The sequence below is a fragment of the Bartonella sp. AP7XZML genome (assembly GCF_042195745.1).
In the GTDB taxonomy this organism is placed as follows: Bacteria; Pseudomonadota; Alphaproteobacteria; order Rhizobiales; family Rhizobiaceae; genus Bartonella.
The window spans coordinates 1-25,903 of sequence record NZ_JBHIOT010000068.1; the positions used below are offsets into that span (position 1 = coordinate 1).

Sequence of the window (25,903 nt, forward strand, 5' to 3'; positions counted from 1 at the left end):
TAAGATAACAGCCAAACCTTTTACCAATGTTGGTTCAGCTTTTGAAGGACTTGATACAAATATCAAGAATGTCAATCAGAGGATTAAGGAAGTTTCTGAAGGTGTTGCGCAAGATTCTTTATCGTGGAGCAATGGTGATAACGCCTTTGTAGCTCTTCATGGGGAAGGTAAGGACAGAAACAATAGCAAATTGAAGTTTCTTTTAGATGGAGAAATTTCTAAAGGTTCAACAGAAGCGATCACTGGCAACCAACTTTATTCAATGAATCAGACATTTGCGACGTATTTTGGTGGAGGAGCAGGTTATAATGAAAAGGGAGAATGGGTTGCACCTACCTTCAAACTTAAAACTGTCAATGATGATGGTAGCACTGGTGAGGAAAAGGTTTACAATAGTGTATCGGAAGCACTTGCAGGTGTTGCAAGTTCTATTACGAATGTTCATAATGATGTAACTAATGTAGTCAGTGATAGCCTTGCGAAGCAGGATGAAAAGACAAAAGTTATCAATATTGGTACAGAAGTAGAAGGCAGTGAAATCAATATCGCAAATAAAGACAAAGGGGATAGAATTCTTTCCGGTGTGAAAGAAGCCGTGAGAGGTAATGAAGCAGTTAACAAAGGTCAGCTTGATAAAAGTCTGAAGGAGCTTTCTAATAATCTTCAGTCTGATGAATCGGCTGTTGTTCACTATGATAAAACAGGTGATGATAATAGCAGCACTAATTATGCGAGTGTGACTTTGGGTAAAGGTAAGGGTTCTGCACCTGTTGGTTTGCATAATGTTGCCGAAGGTCAGATTAGTGAGAATTCGCATGATGCGGTTAATGGCGGTCAGATTTCTAAGGTTTCTCAGGATATTGCGAAATACTTAGGTGGAGGTACAAGCTTTAAAGATGGTACTTTCACGGGTCCAACCTATAAATTATCCAGTGTTGATGCAAAAGGCGAGGTAGTAGAAAAATCCTATGGTGATGTTGGTTTAGCCATTGAAGGTATTGATACGAATTTCAAGAATGTGAATAATAACCTAACGAATAAGTTTAATGAACTTACTGAAAACATCACGAATATTACTCAGGAAGTTCAAGGCGATGCGCTGTTGTGGAATAAGGACGCAGAGGCGTTTATAGCGACGCATGGGGACAATAAAGAGAACAGCAAGCTTACATCACTTGCAGCTGGCTCTATAGTATCAGGCTCGAGTGATGCGATTACCGGTGGACAGATTTATGATCTGCAAAAACAGTTTGCTGGCTATTTTGGTGGTGGTGCTGGTTATAATGAGAAAGGCGAATGGCAAGATCCGGATTTCCAAATTCAGACTTTCAGCAATGATGGTACGAAAGGTGATAAGAAGAGCAGTAATAATGTTGCAGGTGCTTTTAATGACATTAATGACAGCATGAGCACTATCAACGCTCGTATTAAGGAAGTTTCAGAAGGAGTTGCACAAGATTCTTTATCATGGAGCAAGGCTGAAGGTGCTTTTGTCGCCTTGCATGGAGAAAAAGATGGTGAGAAGACACACAGCAAAATCACATCACTTGCAAATGGTGATATTACTGCTAGCTCAAGCGATGCTGTAGCAGGAAATCAGCTATATGCTCTAGGTAACAGTGTTGCGCAGTCTTTAGGTGGTGATGCTAGTTATGCAGGTGGCGCTTGGACGGCTCCAAGTTTCAAAGTTAAGATCGTTAATGAGGATGGTACTAAAGTTGAAGAGAAGAAGTATGATACTGTATCGGAAGCATTTGCTGGTGTAGGAACATCTTTTGAGAATCTTCAAAAAGAGTTTACTCAAAACAACACGGAGGTTACTGAAAATATTAAGCAGAATGCGTTGTTGTGGAGTGATTCTGAAAAGGCGTTTGTAGCAACACATGGAGAGGGTGATGAGAAAGGCAACAGTAAAATTAAGTTTCTTGCCAATGGAGAGGTTTCTGCAAGCTCAAGTGAAGCGGTCAATGGTTCTCAGCTTTTTGATACGAATAAGACAGTTGCAACTTATTTAGGTGGTGGCGCTGAATATAAGGAAGGTCAATGGAGTGCTCCAAGCTTCAAAGTTAAGATCGTCAAAGAAGATGGTAGTGCCGTTGAAGAGCAGAGCTATGATGATGTTGCGTCTGCCTTTGCTGGTGTTGGTGATTCATTCACGAATATTCATAAAGAGCTTCAGAATGAGATTAATAAAGTTGTAGGAGATAGTCTTGTTAAGCAGGATGATGCTACGAAGGTAATCAAGATAGGTGGTGAAAAAGAGGGTAGTGCAATCACAATTGCAAACATGAATGGTGATACACGTAGTCTCTCTGGCGTGAAAGCTGGAACACTTTCTAAAGGCTCGACGGAAGCCGTGAATGGTTCACAGCTTTATTCCTTGAATCAGACGCTAGCGCTGTATTTAGGAGGAGGGGCTAGCTATGAAGGTGGCGAATGGAGGGCTCCGGAATTCAAGGTTGCGCAATTCAATTCTGATGGTAGTTCGTCAGAAAAGAAGATCTATCATGATGTAGCAGGAGCCTTTGATGGTGTCAGTGATGGTATGACGAGTATCAACGAGCGTATTCATGATGTTGAGAAGAATGTGGCGAGCAATGGTTTGAATTGGAATGAAGAAGAAGGCGCGTATGATGCGAAGCATGGTGGTAAGTCGAGTAAGATTACGAATGTATTGGATGGTAAGATAGAAGAAGGCTCGCAAGAAGTTGTTAATGGTGGTCAGCTTTGGAGCACGAATGAGAGGGTAAAAGAGGTTGAAGACAAAGTAGATACGATAGATCAACATGTGAAAGATATTGAAGTAGCCGTAACGGATGGCGTTGTTAACTATGACAAAGATAGTGATGGGAAAAAGACCAATAGCATTACGTTAGTAGGAGGCAATGACAGCGAACCTGTTATGATAGACAATGTAGCGGCAGGCAAGATTGAAACAGGTTCTCAGCAAGCTGTTAATGGCGGTCAGTTGCATGATTATACTGAAGAGCAGATGAAGATAGTTCTTGAAGATGCCAATAAGTATACGGATGAGAAAGTTAGTGGTCTTGTCAATGATGGTGTTAACGAGTCGAAATCCTATACGGATATGAAGTTTGAGACATTGAATTATGCTATTCAGGATGTTCGGAAAGAAGCAAGACAAGCTGCTGCTATTGGTCTAGCGGTGTCCAACTTACGTTACTATGATATACCAGGATCTTTAAGTGTTTCATTTGGGAGTGGTTTATGGCGCAGTCAATCTGCACTTGCTATTGGTGCTGGTTATACATCTGAAGATGGAAATATTCGCTCGAATGTATCTGTGACAAGTGCTGGAGGTCATTGGGGAATAGGCGCTGGAATTACTCTGAGGTTGAGATGATAATAGAAAAAATGGCTGTTATTGTAAAAACGAGAAGTATGTTAGTAAAGGTTCTGCTGTTTGCTCTTGCCTTAATAGGCAAGAGCGAAAGCTTTGCCAACGAGAACAATAATATTTATACAGTGCATCCACCGCACTTATCGATACCTAAGGGAGAACCTGGCGAAACACGTCGAATTATTATGCAGTTTTATGATTGGACTTTGATTTGTGACGAAAAACAAAAGCTTAAACATAAGCAAGGTATATGTAATGTGACACAGACGGTTCATGATCAAGAAGGAAATACCATTTTTAGTTGGTCTCTTGTTTCTACGACAAGTGGTCAAGCAGTGATGCTTTTTCGAACATTGCCAAATTCTGATATAAATGTTCCGATTCAAATGTTTGTAAAAGGTGTTAAAAAACCTGTTCTTATTAATTATACGCAATGTAATGAAACGGTTTGTTTGGCACAATCACCTGTAGGGCCGGTTTTGACTAAACAAATAGAGCAGAACAATAAGGTACGTATTTCCTATAAAACTAAAGAAGGTAAGGTATTTTCTTTTACTGTACCATTTAAAGGGTTAAATGCAGCACTTAATTCTTTCCGTCCTTAGAATTCATCGAGTATTTTTAACAAGAGTCATTTTTCCATAAATTGTTGTATTATATTTTTGAGTGTAAATTATAAGATCAAATAAGTAAGAAGTTTTATATAATATGATATCGAGGTGATTTGTTGGAAAGAGTGAGAGTTGAATATAAAGTTACAGTAAGTTCTTTATATGTAATAGAAAATCAAGTTAGTGTTTTCCATAATGCTTAAAGAATGATTTCGTTAGTTATTAAAAGTAAAAAAGATTAGAAATACTCGATTTATTCCTTACAATAATGAGTAGACTAAATTCTTTTTTTAAGCTTAAAATGGATTTTTAAAGCGGTCTGATTAAGCATTAATATTTTTCAGATAAATTTATAATTCTAGAGTTTTTTTGAACGATAGTTTTTATTGGTATTCACGAAATAACAGCTATTGTAATTGCATTTTGTAGTACTACGGAACTTTTATTCCAGCATAATCAAAGCCATTTCATTGCATATAACAAACGAGGTTTGTGTGTGGATAACAAAAAAAATTTTTTTCTTATAAACCGTACTAATGTATAGGTTGTTGTAACCTTAAGAGTCAGCAAATAGTATGATAGTGTAGGTTTGTTACAATAGAGGTGTGCTCCGTGTGAATGGTATCAAGAAAAGAGCATAATTTATAAAAATTGATGTGAACGTAAACGATTAATTTATAGTTTTAAGTTCATAAAGAGATGCATGATTTCACGGAAACAACCGAAAGATTATACAAAAAACTGAATGATGTTAGTGTAGAAAATTTTAATGATAGAAAAAGAAAGAATGATTTCTTGTATATATCATTTGATGCTGCATTATTGCTTTATTTAGGAATGAGCAGAAGAGTTTTCGCGTTTATTTATTGGGGGACGCTCAAGGGATAAGGGACATGACCCCGTTAAATTATGGTTCAAAAGAGTTAAAGCAAGGAGAAATATACGATACCAAAGCAGATCAGTTGTATGATCAGTGCGGTAGTAATACAAATAATCTTTCTGCATTGTCACGAACAGAGGCATACTCTGTCCTTGTTGATATAAAGAGACAACAGAGAAAAAAACATTATGAACAGAAACAGGTTTTTGTTCAATCTGAGGCAGCTTTTGAGTTTCATAATCAGATAATGATAGGTGCTCAAAAAACAAAAAAACTCAAAGCACCTTTTCTTCGACGGTTCCATTCAGTAAAATCTCCACCTCTTTATGCGGCACTTGATCTCGGAACAAATAATTGTCGTCTTCTTATCGCATCTCCCAGTAAACCTGGATATTTTCGTGTTGTTGATGCTTTTTCTCGTATTGTACGATTGGGAGAAGGTTTAATAAATAACGGTTTTCTTAATACACAAGCTATGGATCGTGCGATTGAAGCATTAAAGATTTGTCATTTAAAGCTAAAACAAAGGCATATTAAGCGTTATCGCTTGATTGCAACGGAAGCTTGTCGTTCTGCAGAAAATGGTAGACATTTTATTCAGCGTGTTTTGGAGGAGACAGGTCTTGAATTGGAAATTGTTGATCGGCGAACAGAAGCGCGTTTTGCTGTTACAGGGTGTAGTACACTTGTTGAACCAAATACTGACGCAATTGTGCTTTTTGATATTGGAGGAGGATCATCAGAAATTGTGCTACTTGATGTTTCTCAAAAGCGTTCTTTTCGTTTAGCTCGACAAATTATCGCTTGGACTTCTCTTCCTGTTGGTGTTGTTACGCTTGCTGAACGTTTTGGAGGGAATGATATTAGCTTAGACGATTTTGAAAAAATGAAAAGCTATGTGCGAGGATTATTAAATAATTTTTCAGATCGTCATAAATTAGGAGAGTTAGCACAAGGTTCAAAGTTTCATCTTTTGGGAACCTCCGGTACGGTTACGACTTTAGCAGGAATGTATCTTAATTTAGAGCGTTATGATAGGAAAAAAGTGGATGGCATTTGGATGAATGATGCGGACATTACACTTATGACACAACGCCTATTATCATGGGATATAGAAAAACGTGTCATAAGCCCTTTTATTGGACGCGAGAGAGCAGATTTAGTTTTAGCTGGTTGTGCAATTTTAGATGTTATTCGGGAAGTTTGGCCAAGTCAGCGTTTAAGAGTTGCTGATCGTGGATTAAGGGAAGGAATTTTGATAGAGCTAATGTTACGCGATGGAGTATGGTGTCGTCATAGAAAGAGCAGAGATTTCAAGTGTTAGAGAATTAAATATGGAGACAATGAATAACGATGAAAAAAACAACGAAAACACCGAGAGGTGGCTATGGAGGTTCAGGGTCACATGAATTATATCAGCGCGTAAAAAAGAAAGCAGGAACCATTAAAGCTTCATCACGACGATGGTTAGAGAGGCATCTGAATGATCCTTATGTCCATCAATCAAAAGTAGATGGTTACCGTTCGCGTGCGGCTTATAAACTCATTGAAATTAATGAGCGCTATAGGTTTTTGAAAAAAGGCCAAAAGGTTATTGATCTAGGAGCAGCACCTGGAGGCTGGTGTCAGGTGGTTGAGCGTATAGTAGGGTCAAGTGATGAGGATCCTAGCGTTGTTGGTATTGATTATTTACATGTTGATCCATTGCCTAGAGTTGCCATGTTGGAAATGGATTTTTTGCATACAGATGCACCGCAGAAATTAATTGAAACTTTAGGGACAAAACCGGATGTGGTTCTTTCTGATATGGCAGCACCAACAACAGGTCATCGTCAGACGGATCATTTAAGAACGATTTATTTATGTGAAGTTGCGGCTGATTTTGCTCTTTCGGTTCTCAAGCCTGGGGGATATTTTTTAGCAAAGGCTTTTCAAGGGGGAGCAGAAAACACTCTTCTTGCAAGATTAAAACAGCATTTTAAAAAAGTTTACCATGTTAAACCACCCGCAAGCCGATCAGAATCAGTAGAGCTTTATCTTCTAGCACTTGAATTTAAGGGAAAAACAAAAGTACAAGAATAGCACCTTCTTTTAAGAAGACTTAATTTTACTTAACCTATTTAAATGCGATGATTTTTTTCTCAAAGAGTTATCAGCGATAGTGACAGTTTTTCTGTTATCAATGATGAAAAACTGGTAAAATTAATGTATTGCCTATAGAGGTAGAGAGATTGATTCCTCAGTGAGTGTTTCCAATGAAATTTCTTGATCAAGCTAAAGTTTATATTCGTTCTGGTAATGGAGGTTCTGGAGCAGTATCATTTCGCCGTGAAAAATTCATAGAATTTGGGGGGCCTGATGGAGGGAATGGAGGACGGGGTGGTGATGTCTGGGCTCTTGTTGTTGATGGACTTAACACGCTGATTGATTATCGCTACCAACAGCATTTTAAAGCAAAAACAGGGGGACATGGCAAGGGGCGTAATATGACGGGTGAGAAGGGTGATGATGTCATCCTTAAAGTTCCGGTTGGGACTCAAATTTTTGAAGAAGATAATACAACGTTAATATGTGATTTAACGGAAGTGGGACAGCGCTATCGCCTTGCAAAAGGAGGGAATGGCGGTTTTGGCAATCTTCACTTTACAACATCGACAAATCGGGCACCGCGTCGTGCAAATCCAGGTTTGTCTGGAGAAGAGCGTGCAATATGGCTTCGTTTGAAGTTAATTGCTGATGCGGGGCTTGTTGGTTTACCCAATGCTGGAAAATCAACTTTTTTAGCTTCTGTAACGGCTGCAAAACCAAAAGTTGCAGATTATCCTTTTACCACTCTACATCCTCATCTTGGTGTTGTACGAATTGATGGTCGTGAATTTGTTTTGGCTGATATTCCGGGGTTAATCGAAGGAGCCCATGAAGGGGTGGGAATTGGAGACCGTTTTTTAGGACATGTGGAACGTTGTCGTGTCCTCCTTCATTTGATTTCTGCTCAAGAAGAAGATGTTGCAAAAGCATATCAAATTGTGCGTCATGAACTTGAGGCATATGGAAATAATCTAAGTGATAAAACTGAAATTGTTGCTTTAAGCCAAATAGATACGCTAACGATTGAAGAGCGTGAAGCTAAACGGGAAGCTTTGCAAAAAGTAACGGATCAACCTGTTATGATGTTTTCTGCGGTTAGCCGCGAAGGTTTAGAAAATATGCTGCGTGCTGGTGCACATATTATTGAAATGTCACGCAAAGAGGAGATCAGTGGGGATAGCAAGGTTGATTGAGATGGCTGTTGGATCGCAAAAACTTACACACTATAAACGTATTGTGGTCAAGATTGGATCTGCCCTTTTGGTTGATCCTCAGGCAGGTTTACGGGTTGAGTGGCTTAAAAGCTTGATCAATGATGTTGTTGAATTGCACAAAAAAGGCGTAGAGATATTATTGGTGTCTTCAGGTGCTATTGCTTTAGGAAGGACATTGCTACAGCTTCCTAAGGGGGCTTTGAAATTGGAAGAAAGCCAGGCATGTGCTGCTTTAGGGCAAATTGAGTTAGCAAAAACCTATGGTGATGCGCTTGCTCAACATGGGCTCAAAACAGGCCAAATTTTGCTCACTTTATTTGATACGGAGGAGCGAAGGCGTTATCTCAATGCACGTGCAACGATTGAGATGCTTTTATATTTGGGAGCTGTGCCTGTTATTAATGAGAATGATACTGTTGCAACAACTGAAATTCGTTATGGTGATAATGATCGTTTAGCTGCACGTGTGGCAACAATGGTGAGGGCAGATCTTTTAATACTTTTATCCGATATTGATGGTCTTTATACAAAGTCTCCCCATAGTGATCCTACGGCTGAATTTATACCTTTTGTTGCATCCATTACGCATGATATCGAAAAAATGGCAGATGTTGCTGCTTCAGAGTTTTCACGGGGAGGAATGAAGACTAAGCTTGAAGCCGGAAAAATAGCTAATGCTGCTGGAACGGCGATGATTATCACCTCAGGCAAGCGTATGAATCCCCTTGCTGCAATTGACAAAGGTGAACGCAAGAGTTTTTTTGCGGCAAGTAAGAAATCTGTCAATGCTTGGAAAACATGGATTTCTGGTCATTTAGATCCATCTGGTGTTTTGACGATTGATCAAGGAGCCATTAGGGCTCTTGAATCAGGAAAATCATTATTAGCTGCAGGGGTTATTGGCGTTGAGGGAAATTTCCAGCGTGGGGATACGGTTGCAATTGTTGGTACAGATGGAGTTGAGATTGCGCGTGGACTTGTAAGCTATGACAAAGATGAGGCTGTACGCATTATAGGACATAAAAGTGAAGAAATCGAAGCTATTCTTGGGTATGAGGCGCGCTCTGCTATGGTGCATCGTAATGATATGATTGTACGTTGCTTGACCAATACTGTTTAAAAAAGTTACTTTTGTTTTTATTGTTTTGGCAGAGTGGATGTTACGATGACTTTAGAAGAACAAATGAAAGATATGGGACAAAAAGCACGCTATGCCGCTGCAGCGTTGGCCGTTGCTTCTTCTGAGCAAAAGAACAATGCATTAGAAATGATCGCTTTAAGTCTAGAGGCTCAGTCAGATGAAATTTTACGGGCGAATTGTCAAGATTTAGAGAATGCTGCTCAGAATAATTTGAAAGCTGCAATGATTGATCGGCTAAAATTAGATGATTTGCGTTTACGTGCAATGATAGACAGTGTTCGCCAAGTTGCTCGTTTATCTGATCCTGTTGGGCAAGTGATGGATGAATGGACGCGTCCAAATGGGCTTCATATAAGTCGTGTACGAACACCTCTTGGTGTGATTGGAATTATTTATGAAAGTCGTCCAAATGTTACAGTTGATGCGAGTGCTTTGTGCTTAAAAGCAGGTAATGCTGCGATTTTGCGCGGTGGTTCGGATAGCTTTCATTCTTCTCATGCGCTTCATTTAGCTTTGGTACAAGGTTTAGAGCGCTCTGGTTTACCCAAAGATGCTATCCAAATGGTTGGAATGACAGATCGTGCTGCCGTTGGGGAAATGCTCAAAGGATTGGATGGAGCGATTGATGTGATCGTACCACGTGGTGGAAAGAGCCTTGTTGCCCGCGTTCAGTCTGATGCACGTGTTCCAATTTTTGCTCATTTGGAGGGACTTTGTCATATTTATATTGATAAATCGGCAGATTTAGATATGGCACGCAATATTGTTTTAAATGCAAAGCTGCGGCGAACAGGGATATGCGGTGCTGTTGAGACAGTTCTCATTGACAGCCAAGCATTAAAAAAGTTTCTTCCTGTTTTAACTGCTTTACAGGAGAAGGGATGTGAAATTCGCGCCACAGAAGATATTGTTTTTCTTATGCCAGATGTAAAATTAGCCTCTGAAGAAGATTGGTCACATGAATATCTTGATGCTATTCTTTCTGTTAAAACGGTTGAGGGGGTTGAGGGAGCTATTGCTCATATCAAGCGTTATTCATCAGGACATACGGAATCGGTTATTGCTGAGGATTTGGAAGTGGTGAAGATCTTTTTTAATCATTTAGATTCAGCTATTTTATTACACAATGCATCGACACAGTTTGCTGATGGAGGTGAATTTGGTTTTGGAATGGAAATTGGTATCGCAACAGGAAAAATGCATGCACGTGGTCCCATAGGTGTTGAACAGCTAACATCATTTCAATATCATGTTAAAGGAAATGGTCAGGTTAGAGTTTGAAAAGCCTATTTTTTCCATGGAAAAATTGTATGCCACATGTTGAAAGATCTAATGTTGTGGGTCTTTTTGGTGGTTCCTTTAATCCACCGCATGCGGGGCATCTTCTTGTTGCAAAAATTGCCATTCGGCGTTTATATCTTGATCAGTTATGGTGGATGGTTAGTCCAGGCAATCCTTTAAAGGATTGTACACAGTTGCTCCCTTTAGAGGAGAGAATGCGATTAAGTTTTAAACTTATTGACCATCCGAAAATTCGCTTAACAGGTTTTGAAAAAGCTATAGGGAGCAAAGTATCGGTAGATACGATTTTTCATATTCTTACTCATTACAGTGGCGTAAATTTTGTATGGATTATGGGGGCAGATAGTTTTGCGACGATACATCATTGGTATCGATGGCATGATATCGTCTCTATGCTTCCTATTGCGATTATTGATCGTCCTTTAGGCAATCGGTCAGCACTTTCCTCTCCTATGGCACATATTTATCGCCGTTTTCGTTTGGATGAGAGAGAAAGTAAGCGATTACCTTTTATCAAGCCACCAGTTTGGACTTATTTGCATGGACCTTTATCTTTTCAATCTTCAACAAACCTTCGTTTGAAGAAGAATGATTTTTCTTGAACATTTCATAAGATTCTGCTTCTCTTTAGAGAAGTCTCTTTTTTAGATTCCACAACGATAAGAAAGGATATTGATCTGAAAAACATTGCACACAAACACTCTTACGATATTATGCCTTCAAAAGAAAAAAAAGTTTTTTCTGTTAGTGAGAGTCTTGAAGTTATTCTCAAGAGTTTAGAAGATACAAAAGCAGAAGATATTGTTGCTATTGATATTCGAGGGAAGTCATCTTTGGCTGATTATATGGTCATAGCTTCAGCAAATTCGCAGCGTCATGTATCGTCTGTTGCTGATCATTTATTACATACTTGGAAAGATAGTGGGCAGGGGCTTGCGCGTGTAGAAGGGCTTGCTGGAGGTGACTGGGTATTGATTGATACAGGTGATATTATCGTTCATCTTTTTCGTCCAGAAATTCGTCTTTTTTATAATTTAGAAAAAATATGGATGACGCCGGATTTAAACGATACGGCTTTGCTTCTCTTCGGAGATCATTAAAATGCAAATTTCTATTTTTGCGGTTGGTCGTATGAAAAGTGGGGCGGAGCAAAAATTAGTTCAGCATTATTTGGATCGTTTTTCTAAAATTTCTGGAGATGTAGGCTTTCATTTAAAAAAGTTACAAGAGATACCAGAAAGTCGTGCTCAAACAGTTTATCAACGTATGGAGGAAGAGGGGAGAAAACTTATTGAATTTTTACCTGAAAAATGTCGATTAATTGTGTTAGATGAGCGTGGAGAATCGATTTCGTCAATTTCTTTTTCTGAAAAATTGAGGTGTTATCGTGATGAGGGCATTCGAGATGTCGTCATTGCTTTGGGAGGACCTGATGGGCATAATGAACAAATAAGGAAGCGTGCTGATTTTCTTTTATCTTTTGGTTTGATGACGTGGCCACATCAAATTGCACGTATTCTTCTTACAGAACAACTTTACCGCGCTGTAACAATTGAAAATAATCATCCGTATCATCGTTTTTAATATTTTTGTTCAATTTTTAGCACTTATTTATATGTTTATTAATATTGTTTTAGCTGACACCATTTAAAGCATCTCTAATGTATACGATGAGGTGTCATGGTTTTTGCAAATGAAAAAGCTTCTTCATAGAAAGATGCTATATTTATATGAGGAGTGCGTCATATTTGTCATTCTGCTCTTGAGTATATTTTTTTGCTTTTCTGTATCGCATGCGGAAGATACAATGAGGAGTACGGAAGTCCATAAAGAATTAGGAGAAATTCGCCAAAATATTTCACTTTCGCGTGAGCGTGTTGCTTTTCTTATGCATCAAGTTGAGCATTTAAAAAAAGATCAACGTGTTTTGAGTGATGCACTCATAAAGGCGGCTAAAGAAGAACGTATAGTAGCAGATGATATTGCTAAAAGGGAAGAAAAGCTTAAAAAAATGATAGAAAAGCGGGTACAAGTCTATCAAAGTTTAAAAAATCGTCGTGCTGAATTTGCGGAAGTTCTTGCAATTTTGGAGCGTATGGGATTGAATCCGCCTCCTGCTCTTATGATACAGCCAGAGGACGCGTTGGCTTCTATACGTAGTTCTGTTTTATTAGGTACCGTTATTCCTCAGATGCAAGAGAAAACACGAGATTTAACAGAAAAACTCAAGGAGTTGACCAATTTGAGTAATTCCATTACTACGGAATATAAGGCATTAAAGACAAAGCTGCAAAATCAAGCAGAGCAGCAAAAACGTCTAGAGCTTTTATTAGACCAAAAAAACAAACTACAAAAAAAATCAGAAAAAGAACTTACAGAACAGCAACAAAAAAATATTGCTCTTGCTAAAAAAGCGCAGTCTTTAGAAGAATTGATTTTAGAGCTCGACCGTCAGTCAAAACTTAGCTCTGATGCATCAGTACAGGTACGGAAAAGTTTGCAATTGTTAGAACAGTCCAATTTTGAAAGCCGAAAAGGTTCTTTACTTTTTCCTGTTTCAGGAAAAAGAATACATCACTCTAACAAAAGTTCGCAGATTACGCGCTTTGGTGAAACGATAGAAACAGAGTCAGGAGCTGTTGTTATATCACCTGTGGATGCTTTTGTTGCTTTTGCTGGGCCATTTCGTTCTTACGGACATTTAATCATTCTCAATGTTGGAAATGGTTATCATATCATTCTTACTGGAATGTCGAGAATTAATGTAAAACAGGGGCAGTTTGTTCTTTCAGGTGAGCCTCTGGGTATAATGGAAATGCAATTTATTTCAAACAGTGTTGCATTGGATATAGGAAAAACTTCTCCAATGCTTTACATTGAGTTTAGAAAGCAGGGAAAACCTGTAAATCCAACTCCTTGGTGGCAGACTGAAAAAATAAGAAGGAGCCAAAATGATTCGTAAAGTTATTCTTTTGGTCGCTGGGGTATTGCTCGGCGCCTGTTCAATGATTATGGTGCAGTCTGTTGCTGCGAATAATGAAGATAATGCATATAAAAAGCTAGCTATATTTGGCGATGTTTTTGAGCGTGTGCGTATGCAATACGTTACAGTTCCAGATGATAAAAAGCTTATTGAAAATGCTATCAATGGCATGCTCACATCACTGGACCCTCATTCATCTTATTTGAATGCTGAAGAAGCCAAGGATATGCGGGATTCTACGAAAGGAGAGTTCGGAGGTCTTGGTATTGAGGTCACTATGGAAAAAAACTTAATTAAAGTTGTTTCACCAATGGATGATACTCCCGCTTCAAAAGCAGGTATTCTAGCAGGAGACCTTATTTCAAAAATTGATGATGTACAAACGAATGGTCAAACATTGAATGAAGCTGTTAATAAGATGCGAGGTGCTCCTGGAACACCAATTACCTTAACAATTATTCGTTCTGGCGTTGATAAGCCATTTGAAGTGAAGATTGTTCGTGATATTATCAAAGTAAAAGCGGTGAAATATCGGGTTGAAGGTGATATTGGATATTTAAGAGTTATCCAGTTTTCTGAACAGACATTAAATAATCTTCTAGCGGCAATTAAAGATATCCAATCTAAAATTCCTGAAGATAAGCTAAAAGGTTATGTCCTTGATTTGCGGCTTAATCCGGGTGGGCTTTTAGATCAAGCTGTTAATGTTTCGAGTGCTTTTCTCAATAAAGGTGAAATTGTGTCGACTCGTGGGCGCAAAAAGAGTGATGTGACAAGATTTGATGCGAAGCCAGGGGATGTCATCAATGGAAAACCGCTCATTGTTCTTATTAATGGTGGTTCAGCAAGTGCTTCTGAAATTGTTGCGGGTGCATTGCAAGATCATCGTCGTGCAACAATTTTAGGGACGCAGTCTTTTGGTAAAGGATCTGTTCAAACAATTATTCCTTTGGGTGAAAATGGGGCTTTACGCTTAACAACAGCACTTTATTACACGCCATCAGGCACTTCTATTCAAGGAACAGGGATCACACCTGATATTATTGTAGAGCAACCACTCCCTGAAAAATATAAAGGTTATGATGTAAAAGTTGGTGAGTCTGCATTAAAAGGACATATCAAAGGAAAACGAGAAAGTAATAAAGGATCTGGTTCAGCTGCTTTTGTTCCCAAAGACCCTAAAGATGATATTCAATTGAATGAGGCTTATAAACTGTTACGAGGTGAAATGGCAAATGCAGCATTTCCACCAGATCCCAATAAGGATGTGTTAAAGTGAGAATTGATATCTATAGCTTGCGATTTTGAGGAATATTAAATGGATGCAGATATTAATTTGAAGATTCTTCCGTATCGCAAATGTGTTGGGATTGTTGTCTTTAATCATGAGGGGAAAGTGTGGGTTGGGCGTCGTTTAATGATGCCCATTCATGCAGATGCAGATATTGACATATCTCATCGTTGGCAGCTTCCTCAAGGAGGGATTGATGAAGATGAAAAACCATTAGATGCGGCATATCGTGAACTTTATGAAGAAACGGGTATTCGATCTGTAAAGTTGATTAAAGAAGCACAAAATTGGTTCCATTATGATTTTCCACAAGAACTTATTGGGTGCACATTAACAAATAAATATCGTGGGCAAATACAAAAATGGTTTGCTTTCCAGTTTACAGGAAAGCTTTCTGAAATTGCGATTAATCCGCCACCAGATGGCAATAAAGCGGAATTCGATCAATGGAAATGGATTGATCTAGAAACCCTTCCGTTGATTGCTGTTTCTTTTAAAAAGCACGTTTATACGAAAGTTGTCAGCGAATTTCGAGGTAGCCTTAGACCATTATAAAAGCTATATGATTATGAGAAAGCTTTTTTTATTAAGATGCTTTATATTATAATAAATAATAAACATGTTTATCTTTTATGTAAAGAACAGGAATATAAAATGAAAAAGTTATTTAATTTACTTATAGTTTTTACTCTCTTGAGTATTTCATCTGTTGCATTTGCAACAAGTTCAAAGCCTCCTGCATCAAAAGATGCGGCAGCGACATTGCCAAATGGAGCTTCTTCTTTGACTGAAACCTACGGTTTGTGGACTATTAACTGTGGTATACAAGAAGGGAAAAGAATTTGTTTTATGCACCGTCAAGAAGTAAATGAGCAGGGGCGTGTTGTTGTGGCTATGGGCCTTACTCTCGATGCTGAGGGTGTTGTATCTGGTAATTTAACAGTTCCTTTTGGCATTTTGGTTTCTAAACCTGTTCGTTTACAAGTTGATGAGGGAAAAGCTGTTATCGAAACTGGTATCCGGACTTGTGTACCAGCAGGTTGTGTGGTTCCTGTCGTTTTTGACAAAAATCACGTAGCAGCTTTACGTTCTGGAAAACAGTTAAAGTTGGCGATGACAATTGCTGCTGCAGGTGAACCAGCTTTGAATGATTTATTTGTTCAGCTAGATGGTTTTAGCAGTGCTCTTAATCGTTTGACTGCTTTGCAGAAATAATTTTAAAACTAAAAGCGGCCTTTAAAAGGCCGTTTTTAGTTTGTTTGTTTTTTATAATTAATAATTAAAACGATGAGATTTAAGATTAATCCTATAAGGGATATTCAGATTTTTTGCCGTTTCTTCTATTTTATGTGCTATTTTTAATTTTGATATTTGTTTTCTAACTGCATCGTCATTAAATAGAGAGATGAAGAATTTAGATGTCTGGTTTTTATTCAAGAAAAAAGAGTATTGAAATATAAAACCATTTTTTGATACACAGACCTGCTTTAATGAAGGTTTTCTATACGCTCTTCTGTTTCCTTGATTGAAAGGGATGACGCATGATTTATGCATTGCTTCGAACGATTGATTTGATTTTTGAGATTTATATTGATATTTTAATCGCGAGTGTCATTTTTTCTTGGCTTTATGTCTTTAATATCATAAATTCGCGCAATCGCTTTGTTGTTTTGATAGGAAGCTTTCTATATCGTCTTACAAATCCCGTTCTAAGCCGTATCCGGCAAATTTTACCAAATTTTGGAACGATTGATATTTCACCTGTTGTAGTCTTCATTATTATTTATTTTATTCGTACTTTTATGTGGCGCGTTTACGCAAACATGTATGTATAGAAATATTACTTGAGGCGAATACATGTTTTATCAAGTTGATAAAAATAACTTGATTTTGTTTGTATATCTCATTCCAAAATCATCTGTTGACAAAATAATAGGGGTTGAATGTAGGGATGGTGAAAAACAATATCTGGTTATACGCCTTCGTGCTGTTCCTGAAGATGGAAAAGCGAATAAAGCTCTCATTAAATTTCTTGCGAAGCAGTGGAGAATCCCATCTTCTTCTATTTCTCTGAAAAACGGTGCAATATCTCGCTACAAACAACTTTACTTTTCAACACATTTAGAAGAGCTAAAACAGATATGGCAATCCTTTAGAGATTACATCTCGTAGAAAAAATAAATAACAAAGCCTATTTTTATAGGCTTTATTTTATTAAATCGTTATATTTTGTTATTGCGCTCAACAGCTTGCTTAATTAATTCATGAGCAAAGTTTTTATCACGCCATCCTTCAATTTTAGCCCATTTTCCAGGTTCCAGATCTTTGTAATGCTTGAAGAAATGTTCAATTTGTTTGAGTGTAATCTCGGGCAGGTCTGTATAGTCATGAATATTGATATAGCGTTTTGTTAATTTTGTAGTGGGAATGGCAATAATTTTTTCATCTTTACCACCATCATCTTCCATCATTAGAGCTCCGATGGGGCGAACATTGATAACACAACCAGGCATAAGTGGACGGGTATTACAGATAAGGACATCAATAGGATCACCATCATCTGAAAGCGTATGAGGGACAAAACCGTAATTTCCAGGATAAACCATTGATGTATGAAGAAAACGGTCAACAAATAATGCACCAGACTTTTTATCCATCTCATATTTTATTGGCTGCCCACCAAGGGAGACTTCCACAATAACGTTAATATCTTCTGGTGGATTTTTGCCTACGGGTATTTCCTTAATATTCATAGAGACATCCTTTCTGGAATATAGTGAGGCTCAATACAATTAAATATTTTACCAAAGAGATTATGAAATTAATTTGAAATTGATGCACGTGTTTTTTCAAAACGTTTACGTTCATTAGGATCAAGATAGAGCTTGCGGAGACGAATATTTTTAGGGGTTACCTCTACAAGCTCATCATCTTGTATCCACGATAAGGCGCGTTCTAACGTCATTTTAATGGGAGGCGTTAACTTTACGGCCTCATCTTTTCCAGAAGCGCGCATATTGGTGAGTTTTTTCCCTTTTAACACATTAACTTCTAAGTCATTATCTCGTGAGTGGATGCCAATAATCATACCTTGATAGACTTTCACACCCGCATCGATGATCATAGGTCCACGATCTTCAAGATTAAAAAGAGCATAAGCGACAGATTCACCGTTGTCATTTGAAATCATAACACCATTAACACGACCAGCAATGTCTCCTTTATAAGGTTCATAAGCATGGAAAAGGCGATTCATAATTGCTGTACCACGTGTGTCCGTTAAAAGTTCAGATTGATAACCAATGAGTCCTCGGGTTGGGGCATAAAAGACAAGGCGGACACGATTACCTCCAGAAGGACGTAACTCCACCATTTCGCCTTTACGTTCAGACATTTTTTGTACAACAATACCGGAATATTCTTCATCAACATCGATAACAACTTCTTCGATTGGCTCAAGAGTTATTCCATTTTCATCTTTTTGCATAACAACACGTGGGCGTGAAACACTAAGTTCAAATCCTTCACGGCGCATATTTTCAATGAGAACTGCAAGCTGTAATTCTCCTCGTCCTGAAACGTAGAAAGAATCTTTATCGGCTGATTCTTCAATTTTAAGAGCGACATTGCCTTCTGCTTCTTTTAACAATCGGTCACGAATGACACGGCTTGTTACTTTATCGCCTTCAGTTCCAGCAAGGGGACTATCGTTGACGAGAAAACTCATAGTAACAGTAGGAGGATCAATTGGTTGGGCAGTAAGGGGTTCATTGACAGTAGGATCACAGAAAGTATCAGCTACGGTACCTTTTTGCAGACCTGCAATCGCAACAATATCACCAGCACTTCCTTCTTCAATAGGTTGCCGTTCTAAGCCACGAAACGCTAAAATTTTTGAAATACGCCCAGTTTCTAAAAGTTTTCCATCTTGTCCAAGAACCTTGACATTTTGATTGGGTTTTAAAGAGCCAGAATGAATCCGTCCTGTAATAATTCGTCCCAAAAACGGATCCGCTTCAAGAATAGTTCCAATCATGCGAAACGGTCCTTCTGCTACACTAGGAGAAGGGACATGCTGCGTCACAAGATCAAATAAAGGACCTAATCCCTGATCTTTTGGTCCTTCAGGGGCTTCAGCCATCCATCCATCGCGTCCAGATCCATAAAGAATAGGAAAATCAAGCTGTTCATCGGTTGCGTCAAGAGCAGCGAAAAGGTCAAAAACCTCATTAATGACTTCATCAACGCGTGCATCCGGTCGGTCAATTTTATTAATAGCAACAATAGGGCGCAATCCTACTTTCAATGCTTTGCCAACGACAAATTTTGTTTGTGGCATTGGTCCTTCAGCAGCATCAACAAGTACAATGGCTCCATCAACCATATTGAGGATGCGTTCAACTTCTCCACCAAAGTCAGCGTGTCCTGGTGTATCAACAATATTAATTCGAGTATCTTTCCAAACAACAGATGTCACTTTCGCTAGGATTGTAATTCCGCGTTCTTTCTCAATATCGTTTGAATCCATCATACGTTCGCTTGTACGCTGATTATCACGGAAGTTTCCTGATTGCTTGAGAAGCCCGTCTACAAGCGTTGTTTTCCCATGGTCAACGTGGGCAATGATGGCAATGTTACGCAATTGCATAAATTTTCTTCTTTTCGTTTAATGAAATTTCATTTGAGGTAAAGTCTTTACATTCTTTGCCTGACTATTAGAAAACCTTTTACATGTTTTTTTATAATTTTGGAAGATGGAGGCAATATTTTTATGGCAAAACTATTTATCCAAGTCTTTAAGGCTCTATTGAGCTTCAATTTCTGAAGCTTCGTAAAAGTTTTTATAGTACGTATGTTCTATTCTCGAGCTAAGAATTATCCAAAAAATCACCGTCAACTTGATTTTTATCAATATGACACAAGGAGTTTATATGAGCTCTTGTAAGAGTAAGTATAAAGCTAGCCATATTATTGTTGTTGTTTTGCAAAGAGATTAATAAAAATCCGGAATATCTCTCAATCCATAGCCAATTTATTGACAGTTTTACAATATTTTTATTCTAAATAAAGCTTTTTCTTATTCCATAACTTGTCAATCAAAATCCAGATCTAATGCAACCGTGTATTTGAGGTAAATATTGAGACGATTAAGAATTTTATAAGAAGTTCTAGCTTTTGTATGCCAGATTAGGGCAAGAGTTATATCTGTTTGATTTATTTATGAACTCGGCATACAGTCTTATTTAGAAAGAATATGAAGGCATCCAAAGAAAATTCCCATCTTTGCTGTTAATCCAATTTATAATTTCAAAAGCATCTAAAGTAATATCTTTTAAACCATGGAGATAGTGCATTGCCTTACTTTTGTTAATTGCACTCTCTAATAGGAGTATGCTTTTCATGCCAAACAGAACACTTTAAACAGCATATACTTTTTGTTGCATATTCATGTACTTAAGAGAGATTGCTTAACGTACCTACATCCATTCCATGATAGGGCTCATAAATGATATAATATACGCGAATAGTATACTATTAACGCCTTTGTGAAGAAATATAAAGCCTGTTGAGTATCATCATTATTATTCTTTCTCAGCTGTCAATATTGCGCCAGTTTTTGATACGAGAGAGAGAGGATATAAGAAGTATTTTATTTTTTCTTGAATAGTTTTTAGCCATACACCGATCTCGTTTGTGTCTGGCAAGAAGATGACTTTAATCGATTTAATATGAGAAGCTTTATGATGAGGTAAGATTACGTTATTCGGAGCTGTTATTCAAAAAAATAATAAATTATCTATAGAGCAGTGCGCTAGAAAATAAATAATAAAGCTTATTCTCTTATGGAAAGAATCTTAGGTTACATGACAAGATTTTTCCATAAGTAAGAGTTTTTACTTTACATGTTTAAAGAAGAGTTCCTGACAAAATGAGAGAAGCTACAGAAAAATAGATTATAATGCCCATGACATCTACTAAAGTTGCCACAAAAGGAGCAGAAGCACTTGCTGGATCAAATTTTAAACCTTTAAGAATAAAAGGCAACATAGATCCAGAAAGAGAACCAAAGGTAACGATTCCAACTAAAGCTGTACCCACTGTTGTCGAAATAGCAATCCAATGTTGGCCATAGTCGTAGATACCCAGTTTTTGCCAAAGAGCAATGCGCGTAACACCAATAATTCCTAGTAAGAGACCAAGGGATAGTCCTGTTGGAATTTCACGAATGATCACTTTCCACCAGTCTTTTAACGTGAGTTCACGTAAAGCCAATGCACGGATAATAAGGGATGTAGCCTGTGAGCCGGAATTTCCTCCTGAGCTCATAATGAGAGGTATGAACAGTGTAAGAATAATCGCTTTTTCGAGTTCTGTTTCGAAATGTTGCATAGCGCTTGCTGTCAGCATTTCACCGATAAAGAGTAAAGCGAGCCAGCCTCCGCGTTTTTTCATCATTTCAGGAAACTTAATTTGCATATAGGGCTTATTAAGTGCTTCCATACCCCCAAATTTATAGGCATCTTCATTCATTTCATCGACCATAGTATCAAGCACGTCATCAACGGTTACAATGCCAATGACATGGTTACTTTCGTCAACTACAGGCACAGAGAGAAGATCATGGCGCTGGAAAAGGCGTGCGATATCTTCATGATGTGTGAAAGGTGATATTGTAATGGGCGAGTCATGGGTAGGGACATTAAGAATTTGTTCATCAGGTGAGGCAAGAATAAGGTTACGCAGGGAAACAGCTTTGAGAAGAGTACCTGTTTTGGGGTCAATTACATAGCTGGTATAAACTGTTTCACGTGTTCGCTCGACCTCACGAATGTGATCCAAAGTTTTTTGTATGGTCCAGTTTGAAGGAACGGCTATAAACTCTGTTGTCATCAGTGCTCCTGCTGTATGATCAGGATAACTGGTGAGTTTTTTAAGTTCAGCGCGCGTTAAGGGGTTAAGCAAGGCATAAAGTCGTGTGCGGGTTTCCTTATCCATTTCTTGAAAGACGTCTGCAGCAGCATCGGCAGACATGCCATCAAGAATTTCAACAGCACGATTTATAGGGAGAAGTTCTAGGATGGCAGCAGGTTGCTCAAGCTCTGGTTTATCAAAAAGTTCGATAACATAATCAAGAGGCAGAAGACTAAGAATAGTTACACGTTCCATGATATCGAGGTCATTGATGATATCAATAGAGTCTGCAAAATGCTGGTTCTTTAACTTTTCAGCGAGAGCTTCAGGAGAAAAATTTTTGAAGTCGAAGGCCGTTTTGATTTCAGTCATGATAAAGTACCTCCTGAAGAGTTGGAGAGTTGTAAATCTAGATAATAGATGAGATAAAAACAAAAGTTTATGGAAGATTTAAAAAAACTCCCCAGCTATATTCCCAATTGTTAATATTTGAAGTAAAGTCAAGGGTAAATTATAAGTTATAAACAAGTTTCTGAATCACTAAAACGAGAATACAGCTTAATTTGAGGATAATATAAAAACGTAAATGTAAAAATCAGTTCTGATTTTACCATCATTTCTTTAATGTAGTTTGCGATTTTCAAAAGAATCTAAAGCAATATTTTATAAAGAGTGGAGATTATGCTTTTCTCCAAGTGTTTTTGTTAATATGCAATTCTATTGTGATGTGCGAGCGAATAATCTTTATTGCTTCAATATAATATGGTTTGAATGAAAGAACTTTACGATTTTCAGGTTTTTTATTCAATAGCGTTTTGAAAGGTAGTTTTGAAACTCACGAAATAGTTTTAGTATGTTATCAATTTGTGTCGTAAAGATAATTGTTACAGTTTAAATTTATAATGGAGACATAAAGTATTATGACAAAAGCAGCAGTGCTGGACTGGAAGGGATTTTCAGGTCTTCCTGATTTTTCTTCTATAAGTGATGAAGATTTTAAACCCGCTTTTGAACAGGCATTTCAAGAAGCAGAAGAAGAACTAGAGGCAATTGCGATGGTGCAAGAACCACCAACGCTTGAGAATTTTTTGCAGCCTTTTGAGCTTTGCGGCAAAGCGCTTGATCGTGTCTGTTCAATATTTTTCTTACGCACCAGTGCTCATACGAATGTATTAATTCAACAGCTAGAGCAAGAGTTCGTTGTAAAACTTTCTCGTTATTCTTCAAAAATGATGATGGATGCGCGGATATTTGCGAAAATAGATGTACTTTATAAACAGTCGCAGCTGGGCACATTTGAGAATGAAACAACACGTGTTCTTGAATTATGGTGGAAAAAGTTTGTTTGTCATGGGGCAAAACTCGATGAAAAAGCTAAGAAACGGCTTTTGGAAATTAATGAAAGACTTGCTTTTTTAAATGCTACTTTTGGACAAAATGTCTTAAATGATGAAGCTGAATGGATTCTGTTTTTAAAACAAACAGACTTATCTGGTTTACCGCAAGATCTCATTGCTTCAATGAAGGAAATTGCGTGTGAAAGAGGCAATGAAGAAGCGTATGCATTAACACTAGCACGTTCGATTGTTGAACCTTTTTTAAAATTCTCTGATCGTCGTGATTTGCGTGAGGTTGCATTCCAAGCTTGGGCTAAACGTGGTGAAAATAATAACAAGAATGATAATAAAACAATTATTGTAGAGATTGTTGCGCTTCGAGATGAGCAGGCTAAATTATTGGGATATAAATCTTTCGCAGATTTGAAGCTCGATAATACTATGGCTAAAAGTGTTGATTCCGTTATGGATTTGCTTATGCCTGTATGGAAGCGCGCAAGAGCGAAAGCTTCTACTGAGCAAATTGACTTACAAAATTTTGCCAACAATCAGGGCAGCAATGAATCTTTAGCTGCTTGGGATTGGCGTTATTATGCTGAAAAGCTTCGCACTGAAAAACTTTCTTTCGATAGCGCTGAGATTAAATATTATTTTCAGCTTGATCTTATGATTAAAGCGGCTTTTGGGGTAGCCGAAAAACTCTTTAGCATTACATTTGAAGAAAAAAACGCTGTTACACTTTGGCATCCTGATGCACGTTTGTGGGAAGTAAAAAAGTCTGATGGAAGTCTACTTGGGCATTTTATTGGTGATTATTTTGCACGTTCTTCAAAACGCTCCGGTGCGTGGATGAGTAGTTTGCAATCACAACATAAATTGGATGGCGGACAAAAGCCTATTATCTACAATGTTTGTAATTTTGCTAAACCACCTAAAGGGGAAGTTGCTCTTTTATCACTTGATGATGCACGTACGCTTTTCCACGAATTTGGACATGCATTGCATGGTTTGCTTTCTGATGTCACATGGCCATCTGTGTCGGGAACATCTGTTTCACGTGATTTTGTTGAGCTACCTTCTCAACTTTACGAACATTGGTTAACAGTACCAGAGATATTAAAATCTTATGCTATACATACAAAAACAGGCCATCCTATGCCACAAGAGTTGATAGATAAAGTCTTAGTAGCACAGACATTTAATGCAGGATTTTCTGCCGTTGAATTTATCTCATCAGCTTTAGTGGATATGGCTTTTCATCAAGGCGAAACAGTCACTGATCCAACAGTGTTTGAACGCCAAGAATTAGAAAAGCTGCAAATGCCTGATACAATTATTATGCGTCATCGTCCCCCACATTTTATGCACGTGTTTGCGGGAGATGGTTATGCATCTGGTTACTATTCTTATATGTGGTCGGAAGTCCTTGATGCTGATGCTTTTCAAGCTTTTGAAGAAACGGGAGATGTTTTTAATTCAGAGCTTGCTGATAAGTTGAAACGTTTTATTTACTCCGCTGGAGGAAGTCGTGATCCAGAGGAGCTTTATAAAGCTTTTCGGGGACGAATGCCTTTACCAGAGGCAATGATTAACAAACGTGGACTATAAGATATAACGGTATGGTTAACACCATGCCGTTTTCATATTATTCGCTTTTTGTTTATAGAGGAAAATAGATTTTGTATTTTAAATAGACATTATGGGAAAGAAAAATTATCAGCTCGATCTTTTTGATGCCCATTTGGTGGAAACCATGATTTTTTTATAAAACTTGACTTTCTTTTGCCTAAAAGGTGAGTGTTTTTTTGTGCCATATCATCGAGGCTCATTGGAGGCTGACGCATAATTTTACTCCGCTCTTGATTCTCTGATTCTTGTATAAGTTTTTGAATAACTTGATCGGTTGAGTAAGAATTTTCATGAGAAAAGGCATAAAAATTTGAAATATTTTTCAATGGTTTTTCTAAATAAGAGGCAAGTTTTTTCTTTCCTTCAGGGGTGAAATGCATGCCATTATTGGTGCGTAATTTGGTTATTTTTCCATTAATATCATAGCCTGAAAAAGAAAAATTTCCTTCTTCATCACTAAAGCCGCTCCAGATATCGAGAAAATACCCTCCTGCTGTTTCTGTTTCTTGTTTATAGAGCGCATTAAAAATTTTCATTTTTTGTGTCAAAAGGTCATTTCCAAAAGAAGGTTGACCTATCCATATCCATGATTTTCCAGAGGCGTGAAGACTTTCAGTAATTTCGATAATTCTTTGTTTGTAGATGCGTATCCATTCTGACTGATCTGTGTTAATCATGTTATGAGAGTCTGTGATGGGTTGATTATCATTTGCACCGATCATCATGATAATAACATCGGGGCTATTTTGATCAATGAGTTTAGAAATATTGCTTTGCCAAGAATAATAATCCGTTCGAACTAAGCCGGAAGCTGGCATTGTGTTGTTCATGATAACGATATCGCTATTATTTATAAAAAATTTCTTAAGTGCATCAGCAACAGCAGAAGCTGCAAAATCCCCTATGACAAGAATGCGCTTTGCATTCTCATTTTTTAGCTTTTGTATGTTTTTTTGTGTTACGATCTTTTTTTGCGGCTTGTCTATTTTTTGTTCTATAATTTGCGGTGGCTGCTGTGTCTGTTTGTTTTGTTGTGACAACCATTTGAAGAAGTTCGTTGCTTTACTTGGGGATGGCTGTAAGATCCCCACAATAGAAAGTGAAAACAGCAATAATGTCAAGTATATCAGGCGAGAAAGAGACAAAACCTTATT

The 25,903-nt window shown here is 37.8% G+C and carries 21 protein-coding genes; 17 read left to right on the forward strand and 4 right to left on the reverse strand.

The features are described from left to right. From ACFILT_RS05115 to ACFILT_RS05190, 16 genes are all read left to right on the forward strand, one after another. Nucleotides 1–3,364 (forward strand): Vomp family autotransporter (locus ACFILT_RS05115; protein ID WP_375679693.1); only part of this gene is annotated, 3,364 nt, incomplete at its 5' end. After that, nucleotides 3,361–3,966 carry an invasion associated locus B family protein gene (locus tag ACFILT_RS05120; protein ID WP_375611868.1) on the forward strand — a complete coding sequence of 202 codons (606 nt, stop codon included), beginning with the start codon at nt 3,361–3,363 and terminating at the stop codon, nt 3,964–3,966. The genes ACFILT_RS05115 and ACFILT_RS05120, both read left to right, overlap by 4 nt. A gap of 899 nt (nt 3,967–4,865) precedes the next feature. Beyond that, the gene (locus ACFILT_RS05125; RefSeq protein WP_375678543.1) at nt 4,866–6,176 is read left to right on the forward strand and encodes a Ppx/GppA phosphatase family protein; all 1,311 of its coding nucleotides are present in this window, start codon (nt 4,866–4,868) and stop codon (nt 6,174–6,176) included. A 29-nt stretch (nt 6,177–6,205) separates the two neighbouring features. Then, a complete protein-coding gene (locus ACFILT_RS05130) occupies nt 6,206–6,934 on the forward strand; it encodes an RlmE family RNA methyltransferase (protein WP_375611866.1) in 729 nt (242 codons plus the stop codon). Nucleotides 6,935–7,107: 173 nt separating this feature from the next. After that, nucleotides 7,108–8,133 carry a GTPase ObgE gene (gene obgE, locus ACFILT_RS05135; protein WP_375678542.1) on the forward strand — a complete coding sequence of 342 codons (1,026 nt, stop codon included), beginning with the start codon at nt 7,108–7,110 and terminating at the stop codon, nt 8,131–8,133. A 1-nt stretch (nt 8,134) separates the two neighbouring features. Beyond that, on the forward strand, nt 8,135–9,274 hold the full coding sequence (gene proB, locus ACFILT_RS05140; RefSeq protein ID WP_375678550.1) for a glutamate 5-kinase: 1,140 nt from the start codon (nt 8,135–8,137) through the stop codon (nt 9,272–9,274). A gap of 45 nt (nt 9,275–9,319) precedes the next feature. After that, nucleotides 9,320–10,576 (forward strand): glutamate-5-semialdehyde dehydrogenase, encoded by a 1,257-nt coding sequence (locus ACFILT_RS05145; RefSeq protein ID WP_375678541.1) that lies wholly within the window; start codon nt 9,320–9,322, stop codon nt 10,574–10,576. Between the two features lie 29 nt (nt 10,577–10,605). Then, nucleotides 10,606–11,199 carry a nicotinate-nucleotide adenylyltransferase gene (locus ACFILT_RS05150; protein ID WP_375678540.1) on the forward strand — a complete coding sequence of 198 codons (594 nt, stop codon included), beginning with the start codon at nt 10,606–10,608 and terminating at the stop codon, nt 11,197–11,199. A 111-nt stretch (nt 11,200–11,310) separates the two neighbouring features. Continuing rightward, complete coding sequence (rsfS, locus tag ACFILT_RS05155) at nt 11,311–11,697, forward strand: ribosome silencing factor (RefSeq protein WP_375646386.1); 387 nt, start codon at nt 11,311–11,313, stop codon at nt 11,695–11,697. 1 nt (nt 11,698) lies between these two features. Continuing rightward, nucleotides 11,699–12,181 carry a 23S rRNA (pseudouridine(1915)-N(3))-methyltransferase RlmH gene (rlmH, locus tag ACFILT_RS05160; RefSeq protein WP_375627673.1) on the forward strand — a complete coding sequence of 161 codons (483 nt, stop codon included), beginning with the start codon at nt 11,699–11,701 and terminating at the stop codon, nt 12,179–12,181. A gap of 133 nt (nt 12,182–12,314) precedes the next feature. Next, complete coding sequence (locus tag ACFILT_RS05165) at nt 12,315–13,559, forward strand: murein hydrolase activator EnvC family protein (RefSeq protein WP_375678549.1); 1,245 nt, start codon at nt 12,315–12,317, stop codon at nt 13,557–13,559. Beyond that, nucleotides 13,549–14,859, forward strand: a complete 1,311-nt coding sequence (locus ACFILT_RS05170; protein ID WP_273790634.1) for a S41 family peptidase — start codon at nt 13,549–13,551, stop codon at nt 14,857–14,859. Before ACFILT_RS05165 ends, ACFILT_RS05170 begins: the two co-directional genes overlap by 11 nt. Nucleotides 14,860–14,898: 39 nt before the next feature. Then, nucleotides 14,899–15,426 carry an RNA pyrophosphohydrolase gene (locus tag ACFILT_RS05175; RefSeq protein ID WP_375611860.1) on the forward strand — a complete coding sequence of 176 codons (528 nt, stop codon included), beginning with the start codon at nt 14,899–14,901 and terminating at the stop codon, nt 15,424–15,426. A 99-nt stretch (nt 15,427–15,525) separates the two neighbouring features. Then, a complete protein-coding gene (locus tag ACFILT_RS05180; RefSeq protein WP_273790632.1) occupies nt 15,526–16,086 on the forward strand; it encodes an invasion associated locus B family protein in 561 nt (186 codons plus the stop codon). A 326-nt stretch (nt 16,087–16,412) separates the two neighbouring features. Next, nucleotides 16,413–16,706: a YggT family protein gene (locus ACFILT_RS05185; protein WP_375678538.1), complete on the forward strand. Its 294-nt coding sequence runs from the start codon at nt 16,413–16,415 to the stop codon at nt 16,704–16,706. A gap of 22 nt (nt 16,707–16,728) precedes the next feature. Continuing rightward, the gene (locus ACFILT_RS05190) at nt 16,729–17,043 is read left to right on the forward strand and encodes a DUF167 domain-containing protein (RefSeq protein ID WP_375611858.1); all 315 of its coding nucleotides are present in this window, start codon (nt 16,729–16,731) and stop codon (nt 17,041–17,043) included. A gap of 50 nt (nt 17,044–17,093) precedes the next feature. Here ACFILT_RS05190 and ppa read toward each other — a convergent pair whose 3' ends face one another. The 3 genes from ppa to mgtE all read right to left on the reverse strand — a co-directional run bounded on the left by ppa (nt 17,094) and on the right by mgtE (nt 22,155). After that, the gene (gene ppa, locus ACFILT_RS05195) at nt 17,094–17,624 is read right to left on the reverse strand and encodes an inorganic diphosphatase (RefSeq protein WP_375613276.1); all 531 of its coding nucleotides are present in this window, start codon (nt 17,622–17,624) and stop codon (nt 17,094–17,096) included. Between the two features lie 68 nt (nt 17,625–17,692). Further along, entirely contained in the window at nt 17,693–19,519 is a 1,827-nt protein-coding gene (gene typA / locus ACFILT_RS05200; RefSeq protein WP_375613277.1) for a translational GTPase TypA, read from the reverse strand. Between the two features lie 1,259 nt (nt 19,520–20,778). Further along, nucleotides 20,779–22,155 carry a magnesium transporter gene (gene mgtE / locus ACFILT_RS05205; RefSeq protein ID WP_375606748.1) on the reverse strand — a complete coding sequence of 459 codons (1,377 nt, stop codon included), beginning with the start codon at nt 22,153–22,155 and terminating at the stop codon, nt 20,779–20,781. Nucleotides 22,156–22,703: 548 nt separating this feature from the next. On the opposite strand from mgtE, the gene ACFILT_RS05210 reads away from it, so the two are divergent. Further along, a complete protein-coding gene (locus tag ACFILT_RS05210) occupies nt 22,704–24,728 on the forward strand; it encodes a M3 family metallopeptidase (RefSeq protein WP_375679694.1) in 2,025 nt (674 codons plus the stop codon). A gap of 89 nt (nt 24,729–24,817) precedes the next feature. Here the strand turns inward: ACFILT_RS05210 and ACFILT_RS05215 are convergent, their stop codons facing one another. Further along, nucleotides 24,818–25,894 carry an SGNH family hydrolase gene (locus tag ACFILT_RS05215; RefSeq protein ID WP_375678536.1) on the reverse strand — a complete coding sequence of 359 codons (1,077 nt, stop codon included), beginning with the start codon at nt 25,892–25,894 and terminating at the stop codon, nt 24,818–24,820. Nucleotides 25,895–25,903: the final 9 nt, after the last annotated feature.

Coding starts and splice junctions, on each gene's coding strand:
- ACFILT_RS05120 (WP_375611868.1), top strand. CDS start 3,361: ATGATAATAGAAAAAATGGCTGTTATTGTAAAAACGAGAAGTATGTTA.
- ACFILT_RS05125 (WP_375678543.1), top strand. CDS start 4,866: ATGACCCCGTTAAATTATGGTTCAAAAGAGTTAAAGCAAGGAGAAATA.
- ACFILT_RS05130 (WP_375611866.1), top strand. CDS start 6,206: ATGAAAAAAACAACGAAAACACCGAGAGGTGGCTATGGAGGTTCAGGG.
- obgE (WP_375678542.1), top strand. CDS start 7,108: ATGAAATTTCTTGATCAAGCTAAAGTTTATATTCGTTCTGGTAATGGA.
- proB (WP_375678550.1), top strand. CDS start 8,135: ATGGCTGTTGGATCGCAAAAACTTACACACTATAAACGTATTGTGGTC.
- ACFILT_RS05145 (WP_375678541.1), top strand. CDS start 9,320: ATGACTTTAGAAGAACAAATGAAAGATATGGGACAAAAAGCACGCTAT.
- ACFILT_RS05150 (WP_375678540.1), top strand. CDS start 10,606: ATGCCACATGTTGAAAGATCTAATGTTGTGGGTCTTTTTGGTGGTTCC.
- rsfS (WP_375646386.1), top strand. CDS start 11,311: ATGCCTTCAAAAGAAAAAAAAGTTTTTTCTGTTAGTGAGAGTCTTGAA.
- rlmH (WP_375627673.1), top strand. CDS start 11,699: ATGCAAATTTCTATTTTTGCGGTTGGTCGTATGAAAAGTGGGGCGGAG.
- ACFILT_RS05165 (WP_375678549.1), top strand. CDS start 12,315: ATGCTATATTTATATGAGGAGTGCGTCATATTTGTCATTCTGCTCTTG.
- ACFILT_RS05170 (WP_273790634.1), top strand. CDS start 13,549: ATGATTCGTAAAGTTATTCTTTTGGTCGCTGGGGTATTGCTCGGCGCC.
- ACFILT_RS05175 (WP_375611860.1), top strand. CDS start 14,899: ATGGATGCAGATATTAATTTGAAGATTCTTCCGTATCGCAAATGTGTT.
- ACFILT_RS05180 (WP_273790632.1), top strand. CDS start 15,526: ATGAAAAAGTTATTTAATTTACTTATAGTTTTTACTCTCTTGAGTATT.
- ACFILT_RS05185 (WP_375678538.1), top strand. CDS start 16,413: ATGATTTATGCATTGCTTCGAACGATTGATTTGATTTTTGAGATTTAT.
- ACFILT_RS05190 (WP_375611858.1), top strand. CDS start 16,729: ATGTTTTATCAAGTTGATAAAAATAACTTGATTTTGTTTGTATATCTC.
- ppa (WP_375613276.1), bottom strand. CDS start 17,624: ATGAATATTAAGGAAATACCCGTAGGCAAAAATCCACCAGAAGATATT.
- typA (WP_375613277.1), bottom strand. CDS start 19,519: ATGCAATTGCGTAACATTGCCATCATTGCCCACGTTGACCATGGGAAA.
- mgtE (WP_375606748.1), bottom strand. CDS start 22,155: ATGACTGAAATCAAAACGGCCTTCGACTTCAAAAATTTTTCTCCTGAA.
- ACFILT_RS05210 (WP_375679694.1), top strand. CDS start 22,704: ATGACAAAAGCAGCAGTGCTGGACTGGAAGGGATTTTCAGGTCTTCCT.